The sequence below is a fragment of the Pseudomonas sp. TH32 genome, from assembly GCF_016650855.1.
Classification (GTDB): Bacteria; Pseudomonadota; Gammaproteobacteria; order Pseudomonadales; family Pseudomonadaceae; genus Aquipseudomonas.
The window spans coordinates 262,892-280,308 of the sequence record NZ_JAEKFA010000001.1 but is presented as its reverse complement, the minus strand read 5'-3'; the positions used below and the strand labels follow the sequence as shown (position 1 = coordinate 280,308).

14 protein-coding genes are annotated in these 17,417 nt (G+C 60.5%); 6 read left to right on the top strand and 8 right to left on the bottom strand.

What is annotated here, in order from left to right; translation table 11 throughout:
- Positions 1–59: 59 nt before the first annotated feature.
- Complete coding sequence (locus tag JFV30_RS01295) at positions 60–2,651, bottom strand: glycosyltransferase (RefSeq protein ID WP_201121582.1); 2,592 nt, start codon at positions 2,649–2,651, stop codon at positions 60–62.
- Between the two features lie 218 nt (positions 2,652–2,869).
- Between JFV30_RS01295 and tcdA the strand changes: the two genes are divergently transcribed.
- Entirely contained in the window at positions 2,870–3,679 is an 810-nt protein-coding gene (gene tcdA, locus JFV30_RS01290) for a tRNA cyclic N6-threonylcarbamoyladenosine(37) synthase TcdA (RefSeq protein ID WP_169387220.1), read from the top strand.
- A gap of 117 nt (positions 3,680–3,796) precedes the next feature.
- Here tcdA and JFV30_RS01285 read toward each other — a convergent pair whose 3' ends face one another.
- The 4 genes from JFV30_RS01285 to JFV30_RS01270 all read right to left on the bottom strand — a co-directional run bounded on the left by JFV30_RS01285 (position 3,797) and on the right by JFV30_RS01270 (position 6,912).
- The gene (locus JFV30_RS01285) at positions 3,797–4,210 is read right to left on the bottom strand and encodes a SufE family protein (protein WP_201121581.1); all 414 of its coding nucleotides are present in this window, start codon (positions 4,208–4,210) and stop codon (positions 3,797–3,799) included.
- Positions 4,207–5,412, bottom strand: a complete 1,206-nt coding sequence (locus JFV30_RS01280; protein WP_201121580.1) for an aminotransferase class V-fold PLP-dependent enzyme — start codon at positions 5,410–5,412, stop codon at positions 4,207–4,209. The genes JFV30_RS01285 and JFV30_RS01280 overlap by 4 nt, the downstream gene beginning before the upstream one ends.
- A 69-nt stretch (positions 5,413–5,481) precedes the next feature.
- A complete protein-coding gene (dapD, locus tag JFV30_RS01275; RefSeq protein ID WP_010176763.1) occupies positions 5,482–6,516 on the bottom strand; it encodes a 2,3,4,5-tetrahydropyridine-2,6-dicarboxylate N-succinyltransferase in 1,035 nt (344 codons plus the stop codon).
- Between the two features lie 33 nt (positions 6,517–6,549).
- On the bottom strand, positions 6,550–6,912 hold the full coding sequence (locus JFV30_RS01270) for an ArsC family reductase (protein ID WP_010176762.1): 363 nt from the start codon (positions 6,910–6,912) through the stop codon (positions 6,550–6,552).
- A 212-nt stretch (positions 6,913–7,124) separates the two neighbouring features.
- Here JFV30_RS01270 and JFV30_RS01265 point away from each other — a divergent pair, with 212 nt between their 5' ends.
- Positions 7,125–8,768 (top strand): Na+/H+ antiporter, encoded by a 1,644-nt coding sequence (locus JFV30_RS01265; RefSeq protein WP_201121579.1) that lies wholly within the window; start codon positions 7,125–7,127, stop codon positions 8,766–8,768.
- Positions 8,769–8,928: 160 nt separating this feature from the next.
- Here the strand turns inward: JFV30_RS01265 and dapC are convergent, their stop codons facing one another.
- From dapC to map, 3 genes are all read right to left on the bottom strand, one after another.
- Positions 8,929–10,128: a succinyldiaminopimelate transaminase gene (dapC, locus tag JFV30_RS01260; RefSeq protein ID WP_201121578.1), complete on the bottom strand. Its 1,200-nt coding sequence runs from the start codon at positions 10,126–10,128 to the stop codon at positions 8,929–8,931.
- A gap of 46 nt (positions 10,129–10,174) precedes the next feature.
- Positions 10,175–12,877, bottom strand: a complete 2,703-nt coding sequence (locus tag JFV30_RS01255) for a [protein-PII] uridylyltransferase (RefSeq protein ID WP_201121577.1) — start codon at positions 12,875–12,877, stop codon at positions 10,175–10,177.
- Between the two features lie 61 nt (positions 12,878–12,938).
- A complete protein-coding gene (gene map / locus JFV30_RS01250; RefSeq protein ID WP_003219332.1) occupies positions 12,939–13,721 on the bottom strand; it encodes a type I methionyl aminopeptidase in 783 nt (260 codons plus the stop codon).
- A gap of 385 nt (positions 13,722–14,106) precedes the next feature.
- On the opposite strand from map, the gene rpsB reads away from it, so the two are divergent.
- The 4 genes from rpsB (at position 14,107) to frr (ending at position 17,407) form a co-directional block, all read left to right on the top strand.
- Positions 14,107–14,844 carry a 30S ribosomal protein S2 gene (gene rpsB / locus JFV30_RS01245; RefSeq protein WP_003219330.1) on the top strand — a complete coding sequence of 246 codons (738 nt, stop codon included), beginning with the start codon at positions 14,107–14,109 and terminating at the stop codon, positions 14,842–14,844.
- Positions 14,845–15,035: 191 nt separating this feature from the next.
- A complete protein-coding gene (gene tsf, locus JFV30_RS01240) occupies positions 15,036–15,899 on the top strand; it encodes a translation elongation factor Ts (protein WP_008432237.1) in 864 nt (287 codons plus the stop codon).
- 210 nt (positions 15,900–16,109) lie between these two features.
- Positions 16,110–16,853 (top strand): UMP kinase, encoded by a 744-nt coding sequence (pyrH, locus tag JFV30_RS01235; RefSeq protein ID WP_003219327.1) that lies wholly within the window; start codon positions 16,110–16,112, stop codon positions 16,851–16,853.
- Complete coding sequence (gene frr / locus JFV30_RS01230) at positions 16,850–17,407, top strand: ribosome recycling factor (RefSeq protein WP_010176756.1); 558 nt, start codon at positions 16,850–16,852, stop codon at positions 17,405–17,407. Before pyrH ends, frr begins: the two co-directional genes overlap by 4 nt.
- The last annotated feature ends 10 nt before the right edge of the window (positions 17,408–17,417 follow it).

Below are 17,417 nucleotides of genomic sequence, written 5' to 3'. Positions count from 1 at the left end.
CCGTTATCTTATAGCAAAACGGCGGCCAGAGGCCGCCGTTTAGTGCATTGCGCAGGATTTTAAGCTGCGGTTACGGGCTCTTGCGCCGGCGCCGGTTTCGGCAGCGACGACAGGAACGCCATGATCAGCGCCGCCACATACGGCAGCGACTGCACCAGCAACATCACCACCCAGAAGCGCATGTCATTGCTCGGCAGGCCCTGCACCAGGTAAATCCCCAGTGCGGCGCCCCACAGCAGCAGCATGATGAACATCTCTTCCCGGGCTTCGGAAATCGCGACCCAGAAGCCGTGGTTATCAGCGTTCTTCGGTGTACGAAAGAACGGAATGCTGGTGGTGAAGAAGCCGTACAGCACCGCCTTGGCGATGGTATGGGACAACGCCAACCCGGCCAGCGCCGCGCAGAACGCATCTTTCAGGTTCACACCCACCGCACGACGGTAGAGGAAGATGATCTTGCCCACCTTGAACACGAACAACGCCAGGGGCGGGATCGCGAAAATCAGCAGCGGCGGGTCAACCCGCGTCGGCACGATAATCATCGCCGCGGACCACAACAGGGCGCCCACGGTGAAGAAGATGTTCATGCCGTCGGCCACCCACGGCAACCAGCCCGCGAGGAAGTGGTAGCGCTGGCCACGGGTCAGCTCGGTGTCCTTGCCGCGCAACAGGCTTGCGGTGTGACGCTTGATGATCTGAATCGCCCCATAGGCCCAGCGGAAACGCTGTTTCTTGAAGTCGATAAAGGTATCGGGCATCAGGCCCTTGCCGTAGCTGTCGTGGTAGTACGCCGCCGACAGGCCTTTTTCGAAGACCCGCAGGCCCAGTTCGGCGTCTTCGCAGATGCACCAGTCGGCCCAGCCCAGTTCTTCCAGGACCGAGCGACGGGTCATGGTCATGGTGCCGTGCTGGATGATCGCGTCACGGTCGTTGCGGGTGACCATGCCGATATGGAAGAAGCCTTTGTATTCCGCGTAGCAGAGCTTCTTGAAGGTGCTTTCGTTCTGGTCGCGATAATCCTGTGGCGACTGCACCACCGCAATTTTCGGGTCGGCGAAGTGCGGCACCATGTGCTTGAGCCAGTTCGGCGATACGCAGTAATCGGAGTCGATCACGGCGATGACTTCGGCATCCTTGGCGGTATGCGGGATCAGGTAGTTCAGCGCGCCGCCCTTGAAACCGGCCAGGGGCGAGACGTGGAAGAACTTGAAGCGCGGGCCCAGGGTTTCGCAGTAGTCGCGCACGGGCTCCCACACGGCCGGGTCCTTGGTGTTGTTGTCGATGATCAGGACTTCGTAGTCCGGATAGTCGAGGGCCGCCAAGGCGTCGAGGGTCTGTTTGACCATCTCCGGCGGCTCGTTGTAGCACGGCACATGGATCGAGACTTTCGGGCGGTAGTCCGAATCCCCTTCAACCGGCAGGAATTCACGCCGGCGTTTGTGGGTCCAGACCGCTTCCGCCAGTTCGTGGGCCTCGGTCAGCAACACGATAAACACGCCCAGGGCGCCTAGGGCCAGCAAAATGCCGACCGTCACGCTGAACCAGGTGCTGTATTGCTGGCTGTAGTCGTAACCAATCCACACCAGCACCGAACCGCACAGGAATGCGATGAAGGTCAGGAAGGTCCGGCCACGCTGGCGCAGGGCCGAGCCGTCGATCATCAGCAAGGTCAGGGACAGCAGTGCCAGCACCACCGAACCGATGGCCAGCACCCGCCATTGCGGAATCGCCACCACCGGCCCTTCAAAGTTGAATTTCTGCTGGCGTGCGGCGTTGAACACGCCCCAGTAGGCGCCGGCCGAGCCTTCATCGCTGACCTTCCACGGCTGATCGAAGGCCTCGATCACGAAGTAGTTGTAGCCCTGGCGATTGAGCTTGTTCACCAGTGTGCGCAGGTAAATCGCCTGGTCGGCCGGGGACGTTTCATTGCCACCGCGCATGCGACCGTTACTCGGCCAGCCAACCTCCGACAGCAGCAGCGGCTTTTTCGGGAACAGTTTCTTCAGGTCCCGGGCGCGGTCGAGTACGTACTGGCCGGCCTTGTCCATCGGAATAAATTCCCAGAACGGCAGGATGTGCGCGGCGATCAGGTCGACGTGCTTGGCCAGTTGCGGGTTCTTTTCCCAGATGTGCCATTGCTCCGAAGTCGTCACCGGCACTTTCACGGCCGCGCGCACCCGGTCCAGCAGCACGATCAGGGCTTCCGGGGTGATTTCCTCACGAAACAGCGCTTCGTTACCCACCACTACCCGCACGACGCTGCGGGAGCTGTTGGCGATTTCGATGGCACGCTGGATCTCGCGCTCGTTGCGCTCCAGGTCCGGGCTGATCCAGATCCCCAGGGTCACCCGCAGGCCGAACTCTTCCGCCAGCTTGGGGATATCCCCCAGGGTGCCGTCGACCGAGTAGGTGCGGATGTTGTCCGTCAGCTTGCTCATGATCGCAAGGTCCTGACGCATTTGATCGTCAGTCGGATACTGGTCTTTCTGCGGGAACTGGCCTTGTTGGAACGGCGAGTAGGAAAAACCGGAGATCTGTTCAGGCCAGTTAGGGGCAGTGACCGGGCGGTTGATCAGCGCCCAGAAGCCGGTGAACAGCGCGGCAATTGCCAGCACCACCACCAGGTTGAGTCCAAATTTACGCGATGACATGGCTATTTCGGGTTCCAAAAGGTGTGGAACGAAAAGAGGTGTCGGCCTGCGCCGAACGGCGCGCATCCTACACCGGCCTTTCACTGACCGTACAGCAAGCCGAGAAAAACCGGACATTGGGCAGCGAAAGTTGACCTAAGTTCTTTACTTGTAGCTGGATGCGTCGAACTTGTCGCGGCAACGCCCTATAATGCGCGCCGGTTTTTGGGGTAATGGTCATGAGTACAGAAGATCCACGGTTTGCCGGCGTCGCCCGCTTGTATGGCATTGAAGGCCTGGAGCGCCTGAAGGCGGCCCATGTGGCCATCGTCGGCGTGGGCGGCGTGGGCTCGTGGGCGGCGGAAGCCATCGCCCGCTGCGGCGTGGGCGAGATTTCGCTGTTTGACCTGGACGACGTTTGCGTCAGCAACAGCAACCGCCAGTTGCACGCACTGGACAGCACCGTGGGCAAGCCCAAGGTCGAGGTCATGGCCGAGCGCCTGAAGGGCATCAACCCCGACTGCACCGTGCATGCGGTGGCGGATTTCGTCACCCGCGAGACCATGGCCGAGTACATCACGCCGAACATCGATTGCGTGATCGACTGCATCGACAGCGTGAACGCCAAGGCGGCGCTGATTGCCTGGTGCAAGCGGCGCAAGATCCAGATCATCACCACCGGCGGTGCGGGCGGGCAGATCGACCCGACGTTGATTCAGGTGTGTGACTTGAACCGTACGTTCAATGACCCGCTGGCGTCGAAAGTGCGCTCCACCCTGCGCCGCGACTACGGCTTCTCCCGCACCGTGACCCGCCACTACAGCGTGCCCTGCGTATTCTCCACCGAACAGCTGCGGTATCCGAAGCCGGACGGCAGCATCTGTTTGCAGAAGAGTTTTGTCGGGGATGGCGTGAAGCTGGACTGCGCCGGCGGGTTTGGCGCGGTGATGATGGTCACCGCGACCTTCGGCATGGTGGCGGCGACCAAGGCGGTGGACAAGATCGTGGCCGGCGTGCGCCGGCCTTCGGATCGAGTGAAGGCCACATAACTCTGCGCGCCGAGCGAAGATCAAAATGTGGGAGCGGGCTTGCTCGCGAATGCGGTGTATCAGTCGACATTTCCGGTGACTGACACTCCGCTTTCGCGAGCAAGCCCGCTCCCACATTTAGTGTTGTGTAAGGCTCAACGCCCGCATGCGCTGAAGCACCGCATTCAACCCATTGCTGCGCGACGGTGATAATTGCCGCGACAAGCCCAGTTGGTCAAACCAGTCGGGCAAGTCGACGGCGTGCAGTTCGGCGGCCGACAAGCCGTTAACCCGCGCCAGCAACAGTGCCACCAGCCCGCGTATCAGCCGCGCATCGCTGCTGGCGGCAAACTGCCACTGGCCATCCTGCAAGCGCCCCACCAGCCACACCAGGCTTTCACAGCCCTGCACCAGGTTGGCGTCGACCTTGTCTTCATCCGGCAACGCGGGAAGACGCTCGCCCCATTGCATGAGCAGGCGGGCGCGTTGCTCCCAACTCCCGACCACCTGAAACGCCTGCAGCGCCACAACGGCCTCCGCCGGCAAGCTCATCGCAGCATATCCAGGGCCTGATCCAGCGCTTCAAAAAAACGCTCCAGGTCATCGGAGTCGTTATACAGCGCCAGCGACACCCGAATCGCCCCGGAGAGCCCCATCTGCTTGAGCAGCGGCATCGCGCAATGATGGCCGGCGCGTACGGCGATGCCCTGTTCGGTCAGCAAGTGGGCGAGGTCGGCGTTGTGCACGCCGTCCACCACAAAGCTGGCCAGGGCCACCTGTGGCAAACCCAGCAGCCGTATGCCCTTGCGTGCTTGCAAGCCACGCAACAGGTAGTCGTGCAAAGCGGCTTCGTGGGCCGTCACCGCGTGTTGATCCAGGGAACTCAGGTAATCCAGGGTCGCACCCAGGCCGATCACGCTAGCGATTGGCGGAGTCCCGGCTTCGAAGCCAAGGGGGGCGGGGCGGAAGCTGGCGCTTTGATAGTCAGCCAGTTGCACCATCTCGCCACCAAACTGCCAGTGGCGCAGGTGATGCAGGGCCTCAGTGCGGCCATACAGCACGCCAACGCCATCCGGCCCGTAGAGTTTATGGCTGGAAAACACGTAGAAGTCGCAGCCCAGTGCCTGCAGGTCATGGCGACCGTGGACGATGCCCTGGGCGCCATCCACCACCGTCAGTGCGCCGTGGGCCTTGGCCACCGCCAACAACTGCGGCAACGGCTGCCAGGCGCCGAGCACGTTGGACAGTTGGCTCACCGCCAGCAGCCGGGTACGCGGGCCGATCAATTCGGCGGCAGCTTGCAGGTCGATCAAGCCGTCATCGTTAAGTGGCAAAACCACCAGTTCCAGCCCGCGACGCTTGGCCAGTTGCTGCCACGGCAACAGGTTGGCGTGGTGCTCCAGGGCGCTGATAACAAGCTCGTCGCCCGGGTTGAATAAGTGCTCAAGGCCATAGGCCAGGAGGTTCAGCGCCGAAGTCGCGCCATGGGTGAAGATGATTTGCCCGTCGCCGCCGACATTCAGCCACTGTGCCACCTTGTTGCGGCTGTCCTCGAAGGCCTGGGTCGCGTGGGCGCCCGGCAAATGCTGGGCACGGTGCACATTGGCTGCGCCATTGGCGTAGTAATGGCTGATCGCGTCCAGCAGGGCTTGAGGTTTTTGCGTGGTGGCGGCGTTGTCCAGATAGGTCTGGTCTTGCCGTTGCAGGGTGGCGATGGCCGGAAAATCGGCGCGCCAGGGAGAGGGCACAAGCATGGTGATCAAGGCTCGTATAAACGACCCGCCCCCGTAAGGAGCGGGCCGTCAGTGGCATCGAGTCGCTGCTTAGTTGTGAGCGTGCAGCGCTGCGTTCAGTTCGATGGCCGATTTGTGGGTTTTGCATTCCACGGCACCGGTCTCGGAGTTGCGGCGGAACAGCAGGTCCGGTTGGCCGGCCAGCTCACGGGCCTTGACCACTTTGACCAGTTGGTTGGCCTCGTCCAGCAGCGCCACCTTGGTGCCGGCAGTCACGTACAGGCCCGACTCAACGGTGTTGCGGTCGCCCAGCGGGATGCCGATACCGGCGTTGGCGCCGATCAGGCAGCCTTCGCCGACCTTGATCACGATGTTGCCGCCACCCGACAGGGTGCCCATGGTGGAGCAACCGCCGCCCAGGTCCGAACCCTTGCCGACGAACACGCCAGCCGACACGCGGCCTTCGATCATGCCCGGGCCTTCGGTACCGGCGTTGAAGTTGACGAAACCTTCGTGCATCACGGTGGTGCCTTCGCCCACGTAGGCGCCCAGGCGGATACGTGCGGCATCAGCGATACGCACGCCACTTGGCACTACGTAGTCGGTCATTTTCGGGAACTTGTCCACCGAGAACACTTCCAGCAACTCGCCACGCAGGCGGGCTTCCAGTTGGCGCTCGGCCAGTTCGGCGATGTCGATCGCGCCCTGGCTGGTCCAGGCCACGTTCGGCAGCTGCGGGAACACACCGGCCAGGCTCAGGCCGTGCGGTTTGACCAGGCGATGGGACAGCAGGTGCAGCTTGAGGTACGCCTCAGGGGTGGAGGTCAGCGCGGCGTCTTCGGCCAGCAGCGTGGCGACCAGCGGGGTGTGGCTTTCAGCCAGGCGGCTCAACAGGGCGGCTTGGGCGGCGTCAACACCTTTGAGCGCGTCAGCCAGCTGCAGGGCCTGGGTGACGGTGAACGTAATGGCCTGGTTGCCTTCGGTGTAACCGAGGATCGGTGCGATGGCCGCGATGATTTCAGCGGAAGGGTTGAGCAGCGGTTGTGCGTAAAACACTTCCAGCCAAGCACCTTGGCGGTTCTGAGTGCCTACGCCGAAGCCCAGGCTGAACAGGGAATTGGACATGCTGTTACCTCTACAAAAATGGAGTGGGCTGGCCTACTTGAGGGCCGCCGAATAACTATCTGGCTTGAAGCCAATCAGGGTTTTGTCACCGAGATCAAGCACGGGGCGCTTGATCATCGAGGGTTGCGCGAGCATCAATTCAATGGCTTTCGCTTGGTCGAGATCGGCTTTGCGTTCGTCTTCGAGTTTGCGAAAGGTGGTGCCCGCACGGTTCAAAACCACCTGCCAACCGTGCTCGTTGCACCATTGGGTCAAGTGTTCGCGGTCGATACCGGCCGTCTTGTAGTCATGAAACTCATAGCTGACAGCGTGTTCATCGAGCCAGGTGCGCGCCTTTTTCATGGTGTCGCAGGCTTTGATGCCGAAAAGGTGCAACGTTTTGCTTGAAGCGGTCAAGGAATTGCCCCCCTTTGGGCTGACGGAGATGAAAGGCCACGGATTATGCCATGGCCAGCGGCTTTCGGCGCCGCTCGTCACAACTGCGTGTTGCTGCGTGCGACTTTTGTGCAAAGGCCATCGCGCAGCATAGGCGGCTAATATGGCACTTCAACGGCGAGTTGTTGCCTGATGTGTGTTGTTGCAAGTTGATTGTCTGGGAATCCCGCGTTATGCAAACCGCTTACACCGTACTTATCCTGCTGATGCTGGTCAGCGTTTCGCGTCTGGTCGGGCGTGTTATCCCACTGCCGTTACCCCTGGTGCAAATCGCCGCCGGGGCCTTGTTGGCCTGGCCGACCCTGGGGCTGCATGTGGCGCTCGACCCTGAGTTGTTTCTTTTCCTGTTCCTGCCGCCCCTGCTGTTCTCCGATGGCTGGCGCATGCCCAAGCGTGAACTGTGGCGCCTGCGCGGGCCGATCCTGACGCTGGCGGTGGGGTTGGTGCTGTTTACGGTGGTGGGCGCCGGCTACTTCATTCATTGGCTGTTGCCGAGTATTCCGTTGCCGGTGGCCTTTGCCCTGGCCGCCGTCTTGTCGCCGACAGATGCCGTGGCGGTGTCAGCCATATCCCAGAACCGCTTGCCCACGCCGTTGATGCACATGCTTCAGGGCGAGGCGTTGATGAATGACGCATCGGGCCTGGTGACGTTCAAATTCGCCCTGGCGGCGGCGCTGACCGGGGTGTTTTCCCTGGCTGATGCCAGCCTGACCTTTGTGCTCGTCGCCGTCGGTGGCCTGGCCATTGGTGTGGCCTTGAGCTGGCTGGTGGGCCGCCTCCGGTCCTGGATGATCGCCCGGGGCTGGGACGACCCGGCGACGCACGTGGTGTTCATGTTGCTGCTGCCGTTTGCCGCCTACGTGCTGGCGGAACGCCTTGGCGCATCGGGCATCTTGTCGGCGGTGGCTGCGGGCATGATGCAAAGCTGGCTCGACCTGCTGCCGCGCCAGACCAGCACCCGGCTGCTCAATCGCAGTGTGTGGTCGCTGCTGGAATTTGCGTTTAACGGGTTGATCTTCCTGCTGCTGGGCCTGCAACTGCCGGACATCATCAAGGCCGTGGTCAGCCACGAACCGACGCTGTGGCCGATGTTGCTGTACCGCTGCCTGGACGTGATCGCGATTTTCCTGGTGCTGGTGGTGTTGCGGTTTATCTGGGTGCAAAGCATCTGGCGCCTGTCGGGATTGCTCCGGCGCCTGCGTGGGAAAAGTGAACTTACGCTGGTACCGACGGCCCGTTCCTGCTGGCTGTTGACCGTGGGTGGCGTGCGAGGTGCGGTGACGTTGGCGGGTGTGATGTCGGTGCCGTTGCTGTTGGCGCCGGGCCAGGATTTTCCTCAGCGTGACCTGCTGATCTTCATCGCCGCCGGCGTGATCCTGCTGTCGCTGGTCGCCGCCTGTATCGCCTTGCCGTTGCTGCTGCGGGGCATTGAAAAGAGTCCGGACGACAAGCGCCGCAGCGAGGTGCGTGACGCCTGGAAGAAAACCGCTGAGGCGGCAATTCATGCCCTGGAGGCCGAAGAAGCTGCGGAAGCGGCACCCCAGGATGCCGCTCAAGCGGCGTTGGCCACTGAGCTCAAGGCGCGGTTGATGTCGGAGTATCGTCATCAGCTGGAAGTGTTCAACGACTCTGCGGAAGCCCAGGCATTGGCGTTTCAGATGGATCAACTGGAGCGCAAGTTACGGCTCAAGGCCCTGCGGGCGCAGCGCCTGGAACTGTATAGCTTGAGTCGTCAGCACCAGATTGGTGATGACGTACTGCGGGAGGTATTGGCAGACCTGGACATGAGCGAGGCGAATCTGGGTCACGTCAAATGACACCGCGGTGCTTATTTGTGGCGAGGGAGCTTGCTCCCGCTGGGTGACGAAGTCGCCCCAACGCTGGCGACTCCATTCATCCAGGAAAACCGCATCAGCCGGTTTACGACTGCTGCGCAGCCGAGCGGGAGCAAGCTCCCTCGCCACCTATTTAGAGCAATTATTGATTGCGAGTGACGAAATCGCGAATCCGCTCGGCTGCTTCCACGCACTCAGCCAGCGGTGCAACCAGCGCCAGGCGCACACGCCCGGCGCCCGGATTGACGCCATCGACTTCCCGTGACAGGTACGAGCCCGGCACCACGGTCACGTGTTCTTCCACGAACAAGTCGCGGCAGAAAGCGGCATCGCCACCATTCACGTTCGGCCACAGGTAGAAGCCACCGTCCGGCGCTTGCACATCCAGCACGGGCTTGAGAATGGCCAGCACGGCATCGAATTTCTCGCGGTACAGGTCACGGTTGGCCTGCACGTGGGCTTCGTCCTGCCAGGCCGCAATGCTTGCCAGCTGGGTTTGCACCGGCATCGCGCAGCCATGGTAGGTGCGGTACAGCAGGAAGCCCTTGAGGATCTCGGCGTCACCGGCCACAAAACCCGAACGCAGGCCCGGCAGGTTGGAGCGCTTGGACAGGCTGTGGAACACCACGCAGCGCTTGAAGTCCTGGCGACCCAGTTCCACGCAGGCGCTGAGCAGGCCCGGCGGCGGGGTTTGTTCGTCGAAGTACAGTTCGCTGTAGCACTCGTCGGCGGCGATCACGAAGTCGTATTCGTCGGCCAGGGCGATCAGCTTTTTCAAGGTGTCGACGGGGATCAGTGCGCCGGTCGGGTTGCCGGGGGAGCACAGGAACAGGATCTGGCAGCGTTTCCAGATGTCTGGCGACACCGCGTCGAAATCCGGGTTGAAGCCGTTTTCATCCAGGCACGGCAGGTAGTGCGGCTTGGCCCCGGCGAGGAAGGCCGCGCCCTCGTAGATCTGGTAGAACGGGTTCGGGCTGACCACCAGCGCGTCATCGCCACGGTTGACCACGGTCTGGGTGAAGGCGAACAGCGCTTCACGGGTGCCGTTCACCGGCAGGATGTTGCGCGCCGGGTCGAGCCAGCCCTTGGGCACGCTGAAACGGCGTTCGCACCAGGCACCAATCGCCTCACGCAGAGCGGGGATGCCCAGGGTAGTCGGGTACACCGCCATCTGGTCCAGGTTGTTGGCCAGCGCATCGGCAACGAACTGCGGGGATTTGTGCTTCGGCTCGCCGATGGACAGGGCGATCGGGCGTTTGTCCGGGTTCGGCGTGACGCTGCCCAGCAGGACGCGCAGTTTCTCGAACGGGTAGGGCTGCAGCTGGTTCAGGGCATTGTTCATCGGTGGATCTCGTTCAATTCATTGGAAGCTGAAAGTGGGCGGTCGGTCAGATGCTCAACCGTGACATCTCGACGCCCGTCTCCTGGTTGACGCTCAACTGCTGGACGATGGCTTCCTGCAAACGTCGGCACAGTTCAGGGTCGGAGAGCGGCTGGTTGTCGGCATCGGTAATAAAGAACACGTCTTCCACCCGTTCGCCCAAGGTCGCAATCTTGGCGTTCTGCAACGACAGGTCGAACTCCAGGAAGATCGTGCCGATCCGCGCCAACAGGCCCGGGCGGTCCGGCGCGCTGAGTTCCAGCACGGTCACCGGGCGCTGGGCGTCGTTGTGGATGGTCACCTCGGGGGCAAACGCAAAGTGCTTGAGCTGGCGCGGTACCCGGCGCTGGATAATGGTCGGGTAGTCGTCGGGATTGCGCAGGGCGTCGGTGAGGCCCTTGCGGATCTTTTTCACCCGCTCCGGGTTGTCACCGATCGACTCGCCTTCAGTGTCGAGCACGATGTAGGTGTCGAGGGTGAACTGGCTGCTGGAGGTGATCACCCGCGCGTCGTGAATGTTCAGGTTGAGCTGGTCCATCGCGGCCACAGTCACGGCGAAGAAGTCGTGCTGGTCCGGCGCGTAGATGAAAATCTGCGTGCCGCCCTCGAACTCGCGCTGGGTGGTTTCCTTGATCAGCACCAGTGGCCCGCCATCGGTGGGCTGCTGCAGGATCGCGTCGCTGTGCCAGGCCACGTCGCCGGCGGTGTGGCGCAGGAAGTAGTCGTCCCCCAGTTGCGACCAGAGTTGCTCGACGTCATCCGGGTCGTTGCCGCCGCGCACCAGGATATCCAGGGCTGCGCTCTGGGTACGACGGATCTGCTCCTCTCGGTCCACCGGGTTCTCCAGGCCGCGACGCAGCGCGCGCTTGGTCTCGGTGTAGAGCTGGCGCAACAGGCTGGCACGCCAGGAGTTCCACAGCGTCGGGTTGGTGGCGTTGATGTCGGACACGGTGAGGACGTAGAGATAGTCGAGACGGGTTTCGTCGCCGACGATCTGTGCGAAATCGTGGATCACCTGCGGGTCGGACAAGTCCTTGCGCTGTGCGGTGGTGGACATCACCAGGTGGTTTTGCACCAGCCACACGATCAGGCGGCTGTCCCACAGCGGCAGTTGGTGGCGCTGGCAGAACGCCTCGGCGTCTACCGCACCAATTTCCGAGTGATCGCCGTGCCGGCCCTTGCCGATGTCGTGGTACAGGCCGGCCAGGTAAATCAGTTCGGGCTTGGGCAGGCGCGCCATGAGCTTACTGGCCAGCGGGAATTTCTCTGACACCTGGGTGTACTGCAACTTACGCAGGTGTTTGATCAGGTTCAGGGTGTGGGCGTCCACCGTATAGATGTGGAACAGGTCGTGCTGCATCTGCCCGACGATAAAGCCGAACTCCGGCAGGTAACGCCCCAGAATCCCGTAACGGTTCATGCGCCGCAGGTTGCGGTGGATGCCGATCTTGCACTTGAACAGCTCGATAAACAGGCTGGTGTTGCGAATGTCGTGGCGGAAATCGTCGTCGATCAGGTGACGGTTTTCCCGCAGCAAGCGAATGGTGTCGGCGCGCACGCCCTTGATTTCCGGCTGCTGGGCCATCAGCACGAAGATCTCCAGCATGGCGAACGGCGTGCGCTTGAACACGTTGTCGTTGCGTGCCTCGATGTAGCCATCGTGCAGCTGGAAGCGTGAGTTGATCGGCTGCGGTGGCGCTTCGTCTTCCGGGGCCAGGATCACTTCTTCGAAGTGCTGGATGATCAGGTCGCTGAGCTGGGCAATGCTCATCACCACGCGGTAGTACTGCTGCATGAAGCTTTCGATGCTGGTCTTCGCATCCTCGCCTTCAAACCCCAGCAAGGTGGCGATGGAGCGCTGGTGATCGAACAGCAGGCGGTCTTCGGAGCGCCCGGCCAGCATGTGCAACGCGTAGCGCACTTTCCACAGGAATTCCTGGGAGGAGGCCAGCAGGGCGTTTTCGCTCTCCACCAGAAAGCCTTCCCCGGCCAGGGCTCGCAGGTTCAGGGTGCCGTATTGGCGACGGGCAACCCACAGAATTGTCTGGATATCCCGCAGCCCGCCCGGGGAGCCTTTGACGTTGGGTTCCAGGTTGTATTCGGTGTCGTTGTACTTGTGGTGCCGGGCTTTCTGCTCGGCGCGCTTGGCCAGGAAGAAATCCTTGCTCGGCCACATGTGCGCGGTACTGGTGACCTCCAGCATGCGCTGGCGCAGGCGCTCGGGGCCGGCGATGGTGCGGCTTTCCATCAGGTTGGTGATCACCGTCAGATCGGCGCGGGCTTCCTGGGCGCATTCGTCCACCGAGCGCACGCTTTGGCCGACTTCCAGGCCGATGTCCCACAGCAACGTCAGAAAACGCTCGATGGAATCGCGAAAGATCTCGTGGTCGGCGCTGTCGAGCAAAATCAGCAGGTCGATGTCGGAGTAGGGGTGCAGTTCGCCACGGCCGTAGCCGCCGACCGCCACCAGGGCGATATCGGCGTCTTCACTCCAGCTGAACTGTTCCCAGGCCTTTTGCAGGATATTGTCGACGAACCAGGCGCGGTCCTCGATCAGCCGGCGAATGTCCCGGCCGGTACGAAAGCGCGCGTCGAGCACTTCGCGGGCCTGACGGATGGCCTTCTTGAAGGCGGCAATGGGGCTGGCCTTCAGCGCCAGTTCCGCCTGGAACTGGCCACGGTCAAAGAGTTCGGGATCCACCTGGGGCATCGATCGGTTTTCCTTTCTATCTATGGGTCACAGCGTCGCAATCAGAAAACCGGTGCAAACATTACGCCGAAACGCGAGGAATCGTGTCATCGGCGCGCAGGGTGAAGATCTCGTAGCCGGTATCGGTCACCAGCAGGGTGTGTTCCCACTGTGCCGAGAGCTTGCGGTCCTTGGTGATGGCGGTCCAGCCGTCGCCCAGCACCTTGGTGTCGGCCTTGCCCTGGTTGATCATCGGCTCGATGGTGAAGGTCATGCCTGCCTTGAGCTCCATGCCGGTGCCGGCGCGGCCGTAGTGCAGGATTTGTGGCTCTTCGTGGAACACCTTGCCGATGCCGTGGCCGCAGAACTCACGGACCACCGAGAAGCCGTTCTTTTCGGCGTGCTTCTGGATGATTTCACCGATGTCGCCCAGGCGGCAGCCGGGTTTGACGATTTCGATGGCCTTGTACATGCATTCCTGGGTCACTTGCGACAGGCGCTCGGCCCATACCGGTACAGTGCCGACGTGGAACATGCGGCTGGTGTCGCCGTGGTAGCCGTCCTTGATCACGGTGACGTCGATGTTCAGGGTGTCGCCGTCTTTCAGCGGCTTGTCGCCGGGTATCCCGTGGCACACCACGTGGTTGATCGAGGTGCAGATCGACTTGGGGAAGCCCTTGTAGTTCAGCGGCGCAGGGATGGCCTTTTGCACGTCGACAATATAGTCGTGGCAGATGCGGTCCAGCGCTTCGGTGGTGACGCCGGGCTTGACGTGTTCGGCAATCATTTCCAGCACGTCGGCAGCCAGTTTGCCGGCGACGCGCATGCCAGCGATGTCTTCGGCGGTTTTGAGGGTTACGGTCATACAGGCTCTCTCTAGCGCGACGCGCTGAAATCAATACGGTTTACGGGTGTGCGACAAAAGGTTGCAGAATTCGCACAAGCCCAAAAAACGCGATTCTAGCAGACGCAGGGGTGAAACCATGAGCGTCTGGCGATCGCTTCTGTCTATAAGGATGGGGGCATTCTGGCTCTATTCAAAGGCTTAGGCAAAAGCGACTGACGGCAAATGTGATTGCGGGTTTCGTTTTTGCAAGCTCTGTGGTATAAAATGCGCCGCTTTCCGGGGATACCCCGCAAAGCTTAAATCCACACACGTGTCGACACGATGACCTGGGTGCCGGAGGCGAATGCCGCTGGTTGGTCATTGGGATACGTGGAGGCCAAACCCGACTTATTAAGGAACTATCATGTCCCAAGTCAACATGCGCGATATGCTGAAGGCCGGTGTGCACTTCGGTCACCAGACCCGTTACTGGAACCCGAAAATGGGTAAATACATTTTCGGCGCGCGTAACAAGATCCACATCATCAACCTTGAAAAAACCCTGCCAATGTTCAACGAAGCTTTGACTTTCGTAGAGCGCCTGGCCCAGGGCAAAAACAAGATTCTGTTCGTCGGCACCAAGCGTTCCGCTGGCAAGATCGTTGCTGAAGAAGCAGCACGTTGCGGTTCGCCGTACGTCGATCACCGCTGGTTGGGCGGCATGCTGACCAACTTCAAAACCATCCGTGCTTCCATCAAGCGTCTGCGTGACCTTGAAGTGCAAGCCGAAGACGGTACTTTCGCCAAGCTGACCAAGAAAGAGGCGCTGATGCGCACTCGCGACCTGGAAAAGCTCGATCGTTCCCTGGGTGGTATCAAGGACATGGGCGGTCTGCCTGACGCACTGTTCGTTATCGACGTTGATCACGAGCGCATCGCGATCACCGAAGCCAACAAGCTGGGCATCCCGGTTATCGGCGTAGTCGATACCAACAGCAGCCCGGAAGGCGTTGACTACATCATCCCAGGCAACGATGACGCAATCCGCGCTATCCAGCTGTACATGGGTTCGATGGCTGACGCTGTAATCCGTGGCCGCAACCACGTTGCTGGCGGCACCGAGCAGTTCGTTGAAGAAGCTCCGGTAGCAGCAGCTGAGTAACTGACGCCTTGGCGTTGACTCAGTAAGCAAAAAGGGGGCTTGGCCCCCTTTTTGCCACCTCGAAAACCATTTGTCGGCAGCGCAGCTACAACATCTGTAACGTGCAGCGGCCTACAAGGTGGTTCGGGAAGAATTGATCGCCCGTTCAATCGGGTGGAATGGTTGAAAACCTATCCAAGAGGATTTTGAAAATGGCAGAGATTACTGCAGCGTTGGTTAAAGAACTGCGTGAGCGTACCGGCGAAGGCATGATGGATTGCAAAAAGGCCTTGACCAAGGCCGGCGGCGACATCGAAAAAGCCATTGATGACATGCGTGCTTCGGGCGCCATCAAGGCCGCCAAGAAAGCAGGCAACGTCGCTGCTGAAGGCGCTATCGCAATCAAGGAAGACGGCAAATCGGCCGTTATCCTGGAAGTTAACTCGCAGACCGACTTCCTGGCCCTGCAAGACGACTTCAAGAACTTCGTCGCTGCCAGCGTTGAAAAAGCATTCGCTGACAAGCTGACCGACGCCGCTCCGCTGATCGAAGCTCAAGAAGCTGATCGTCTGGTTCTGGTTGGTAAAGTAGGCGAGAACGTTAACATTCGTCGCCTGACCCGCGTTGAAGGTGATGTTGTTGGTGCTTACCTGCACGGCAACAAGATCGGTGTTGTGGTTGCCCTGAAAGGCGGCAACGTTGAACTGGCCAAAGACATCGCTATGCACGTAGCGGCCAGCAACCCTGAATTCCTGCTGCCATCGGAAGTTTCTGCTGAAGCCATCGAACGCGAGAAAGCCGTGTTCCTGCAGCTGAACGAAGAAAAAATCAAAGGCAAGCCTGAAAACATCGTTGAAAACATGGTGAAAGGCCGTATCAGCAAGTTCCTGGCTGAGGCTTCCCTGGTTGAGCAGGCGTTCGTCAAGAACCCTGAAATCAAGGTTGGCGAACTGGCCAAGAAAGCTGGCGCTGAAATCGTTTCCTTCACCTACTACAAAGTAGGCGACGGCATCGAGAAGCCGGTCGACAACTTCGCTGAAGAAGTTGCTGCCCAGCTGGCTGCCACCAAGAAGTAAGACGGTTTTTAACTGTCGCCCAAAAGAGGCTGCCCGCTTACGCGCGCAGCCTCTTTTCAAATGGGGTGATCAATTTTTATTGGTTTCCCTTTGGAACTGGCTTACAAAGCCGTGTTCCGATGGCGCTGTGACAGCGTCAAGCTAGAGTGAACGCAGGCCGTAAACGGCTTGCCAAGAATTTTCAAAAATACGCCGCAGGAGAGATTCGCAATGGCTCAGCAGGGCAGTGGTCATCAGGCTCGCTATAAACGCATTCTACTCAAGCTTAGCGGCGAGGCCCTGATGGGGTCGGAAGAGTTTGGGATCGATCCCAAAGTACTCGACCGCATGGCGCTGGAAGTCGGCCAACTGGTCGGTATCGGTGTTCAGGTCGGTCTGGTGATCGGCGGCGGCAACCTGTTCCGTGGTGCGGCACTCAGCGCTGCCGGCATGGATCGGGTGACAGGCGACCACATGGGCATGCTGGCCACTGTGATGAACGCCCTGGCGATGCGTGACGCCCTGGAACGCGCCAACATCACCGCTATCGTCATGTCGGCTATTTCCATGGTCGGTGTAACGGATCACTATGATCGTCGCAAAGCCATGCGTCACCTGGATGCCAAAGAGGTAGTGATTTTTGCTGCCGGTACCGGCAACCCGTTCTTCACCACCGATTCGGCAGCGTGCCTGCGTGGTATCGAGATCAACGCGGACGTGGTACTGAAGGCCACCAAGGTTGACGGTGTTTACACTGCAGACCCATTCAAAGACCCGCATGCCGAGAAGTTCGATCATCTGACTTATGATGAAGTACTGGATCGCAAGCTGGGCGTGATGGACCTGACGGCTATTTGCTTGTGCCGCGACCACAAGATGCCGCTGCGCGTATTTAACATGAACAAGCCCGGCGCCCTGCTGAACATCGTACACGGCGGCGCGGAAGGGACTCTGATCGAGGAAATCGAACAATGATCAACGAAATCAAAAAAGACGCTCAAGAGCGCATGCAGAAATCCCTGGACTCTCTGAACCATGCATTTGGCCAGATTCGTACCGGCAAGGCTCACCCGAGCATTCTGGGCAGCGTGATGGTGCCGTACTACGGCGCTGATACCTCCATCACCCAAGTGGCCAACATCACTGTAAAAGACTCCCGTACCCTGCAAGTCGTGGCCTTTGAGCGCAACATGCTCGGTGCCGTCGACAAGGCCATCCAGAGCGCCGGCTTGAACCTCAACCCGACCAACCTGGGCGAGCTGCTGCTGATCTCCATGCCTGCCCTGACCGAAGAAACCCGTAAGGGCTTCACCAAGCAGGCGCGCAGCGCAGCTGAAGATGCGCGTGTTGCCGTGCGCAACATTCGTCGCGATGCCTTGGGTGACCTGAAGAAGCTGGTCAAGGACAAGGAAATCAGTGAAGACGAAGAGCGTCGTGCCGTCGCCGATATCGACAAGCTGACCAAAGATGCCGAGGCCCAGATCACCAAGGCCACGGAAGACAAAGAAAAGGACCTGATGGCCGTATAAAGGGTCAGGA

What these genes read in the sequence shown, in the direction of transcription:
- pyrH (WP_003219327.1), top strand. Translation starts at nt 16,110, where the DNA reads ATGGCTCAGCAGGGCAGTGGTCATCAGGCTCGCTATAAACGCATTCTA.
- JFV30_RS01295 (WP_201121582.1), bottom strand. Translation starts at nt 2,651, where the DNA reads ATGTCATCGCGTAAATTTGGACTCAACCTGGTGGTGGTGCTGGCAATT.
- JFV30_RS01285 (WP_201121581.1), bottom strand. Translation starts at nt 4,210, where the DNA reads ATGAGCTTGCCGGCGGAGGCCGTTGTGGCGCTGCAGGCGTTTCAGGTG.
- dapC (WP_201121578.1), bottom strand. Translation starts at nt 10,128, where the DNA reads ATGAACAATGCCCTGAACCAGCTGCAGCCCTACCCGTTCGAGAAACTG.
- JFV30_RS01265 (WP_201121579.1), top strand. Translation starts at nt 7,125, where the DNA reads ATGCAAACCGCTTACACCGTACTTATCCTGCTGATGCTGGTCAGCGTT.
- frr (WP_010176756.1), top strand. Translation starts at nt 16,850, where the DNA reads ATGATCAACGAAATCAAAAAAGACGCTCAAGAGCGCATGCAGAAATCC.
- rpsB (WP_003219330.1), top strand. Translation starts at nt 14,107, where the DNA reads ATGTCCCAAGTCAACATGCGCGATATGCTGAAGGCCGGTGTGCACTTC.
- map (WP_003219332.1), bottom strand. Translation starts at nt 13,721, where the DNA reads ATGACCGTAACCCTCAAAACCGCCGAAGACATCGCTGGCATGCGCGTC.
- dapD (WP_010176763.1), bottom strand. Translation starts at nt 6,516, where the DNA reads ATGTCCAATTCCCTGTTCAGCCTGGGCTTCGGCGTAGGCACTCAGAAC.
- tcdA (WP_169387220.1), top strand. Translation starts at nt 2,870, where the DNA reads ATGAGTACAGAAGATCCACGGTTTGCCGGCGTCGCCCGCTTGTATGGC.
- JFV30_RS01255 (WP_201121577.1), bottom strand. Translation starts at nt 12,877, where the DNA reads ATGCCCCAGGTGGATCCCGAACTCTTTGACCGTGGCCAGTTCCAGGCG.
- tsf (WP_008432237.1), top strand. Translation starts at nt 15,036, where the DNA reads ATGGCAGAGATTACTGCAGCGTTGGTTAAAGAACTGCGTGAGCGTACC.
- JFV30_RS01280 (WP_201121580.1), bottom strand. Translation starts at nt 5,412, where the DNA reads ATGCTTGTGCCCTCTCCCTGGCGCGCCGATTTTCCGGCCATCGCCACC.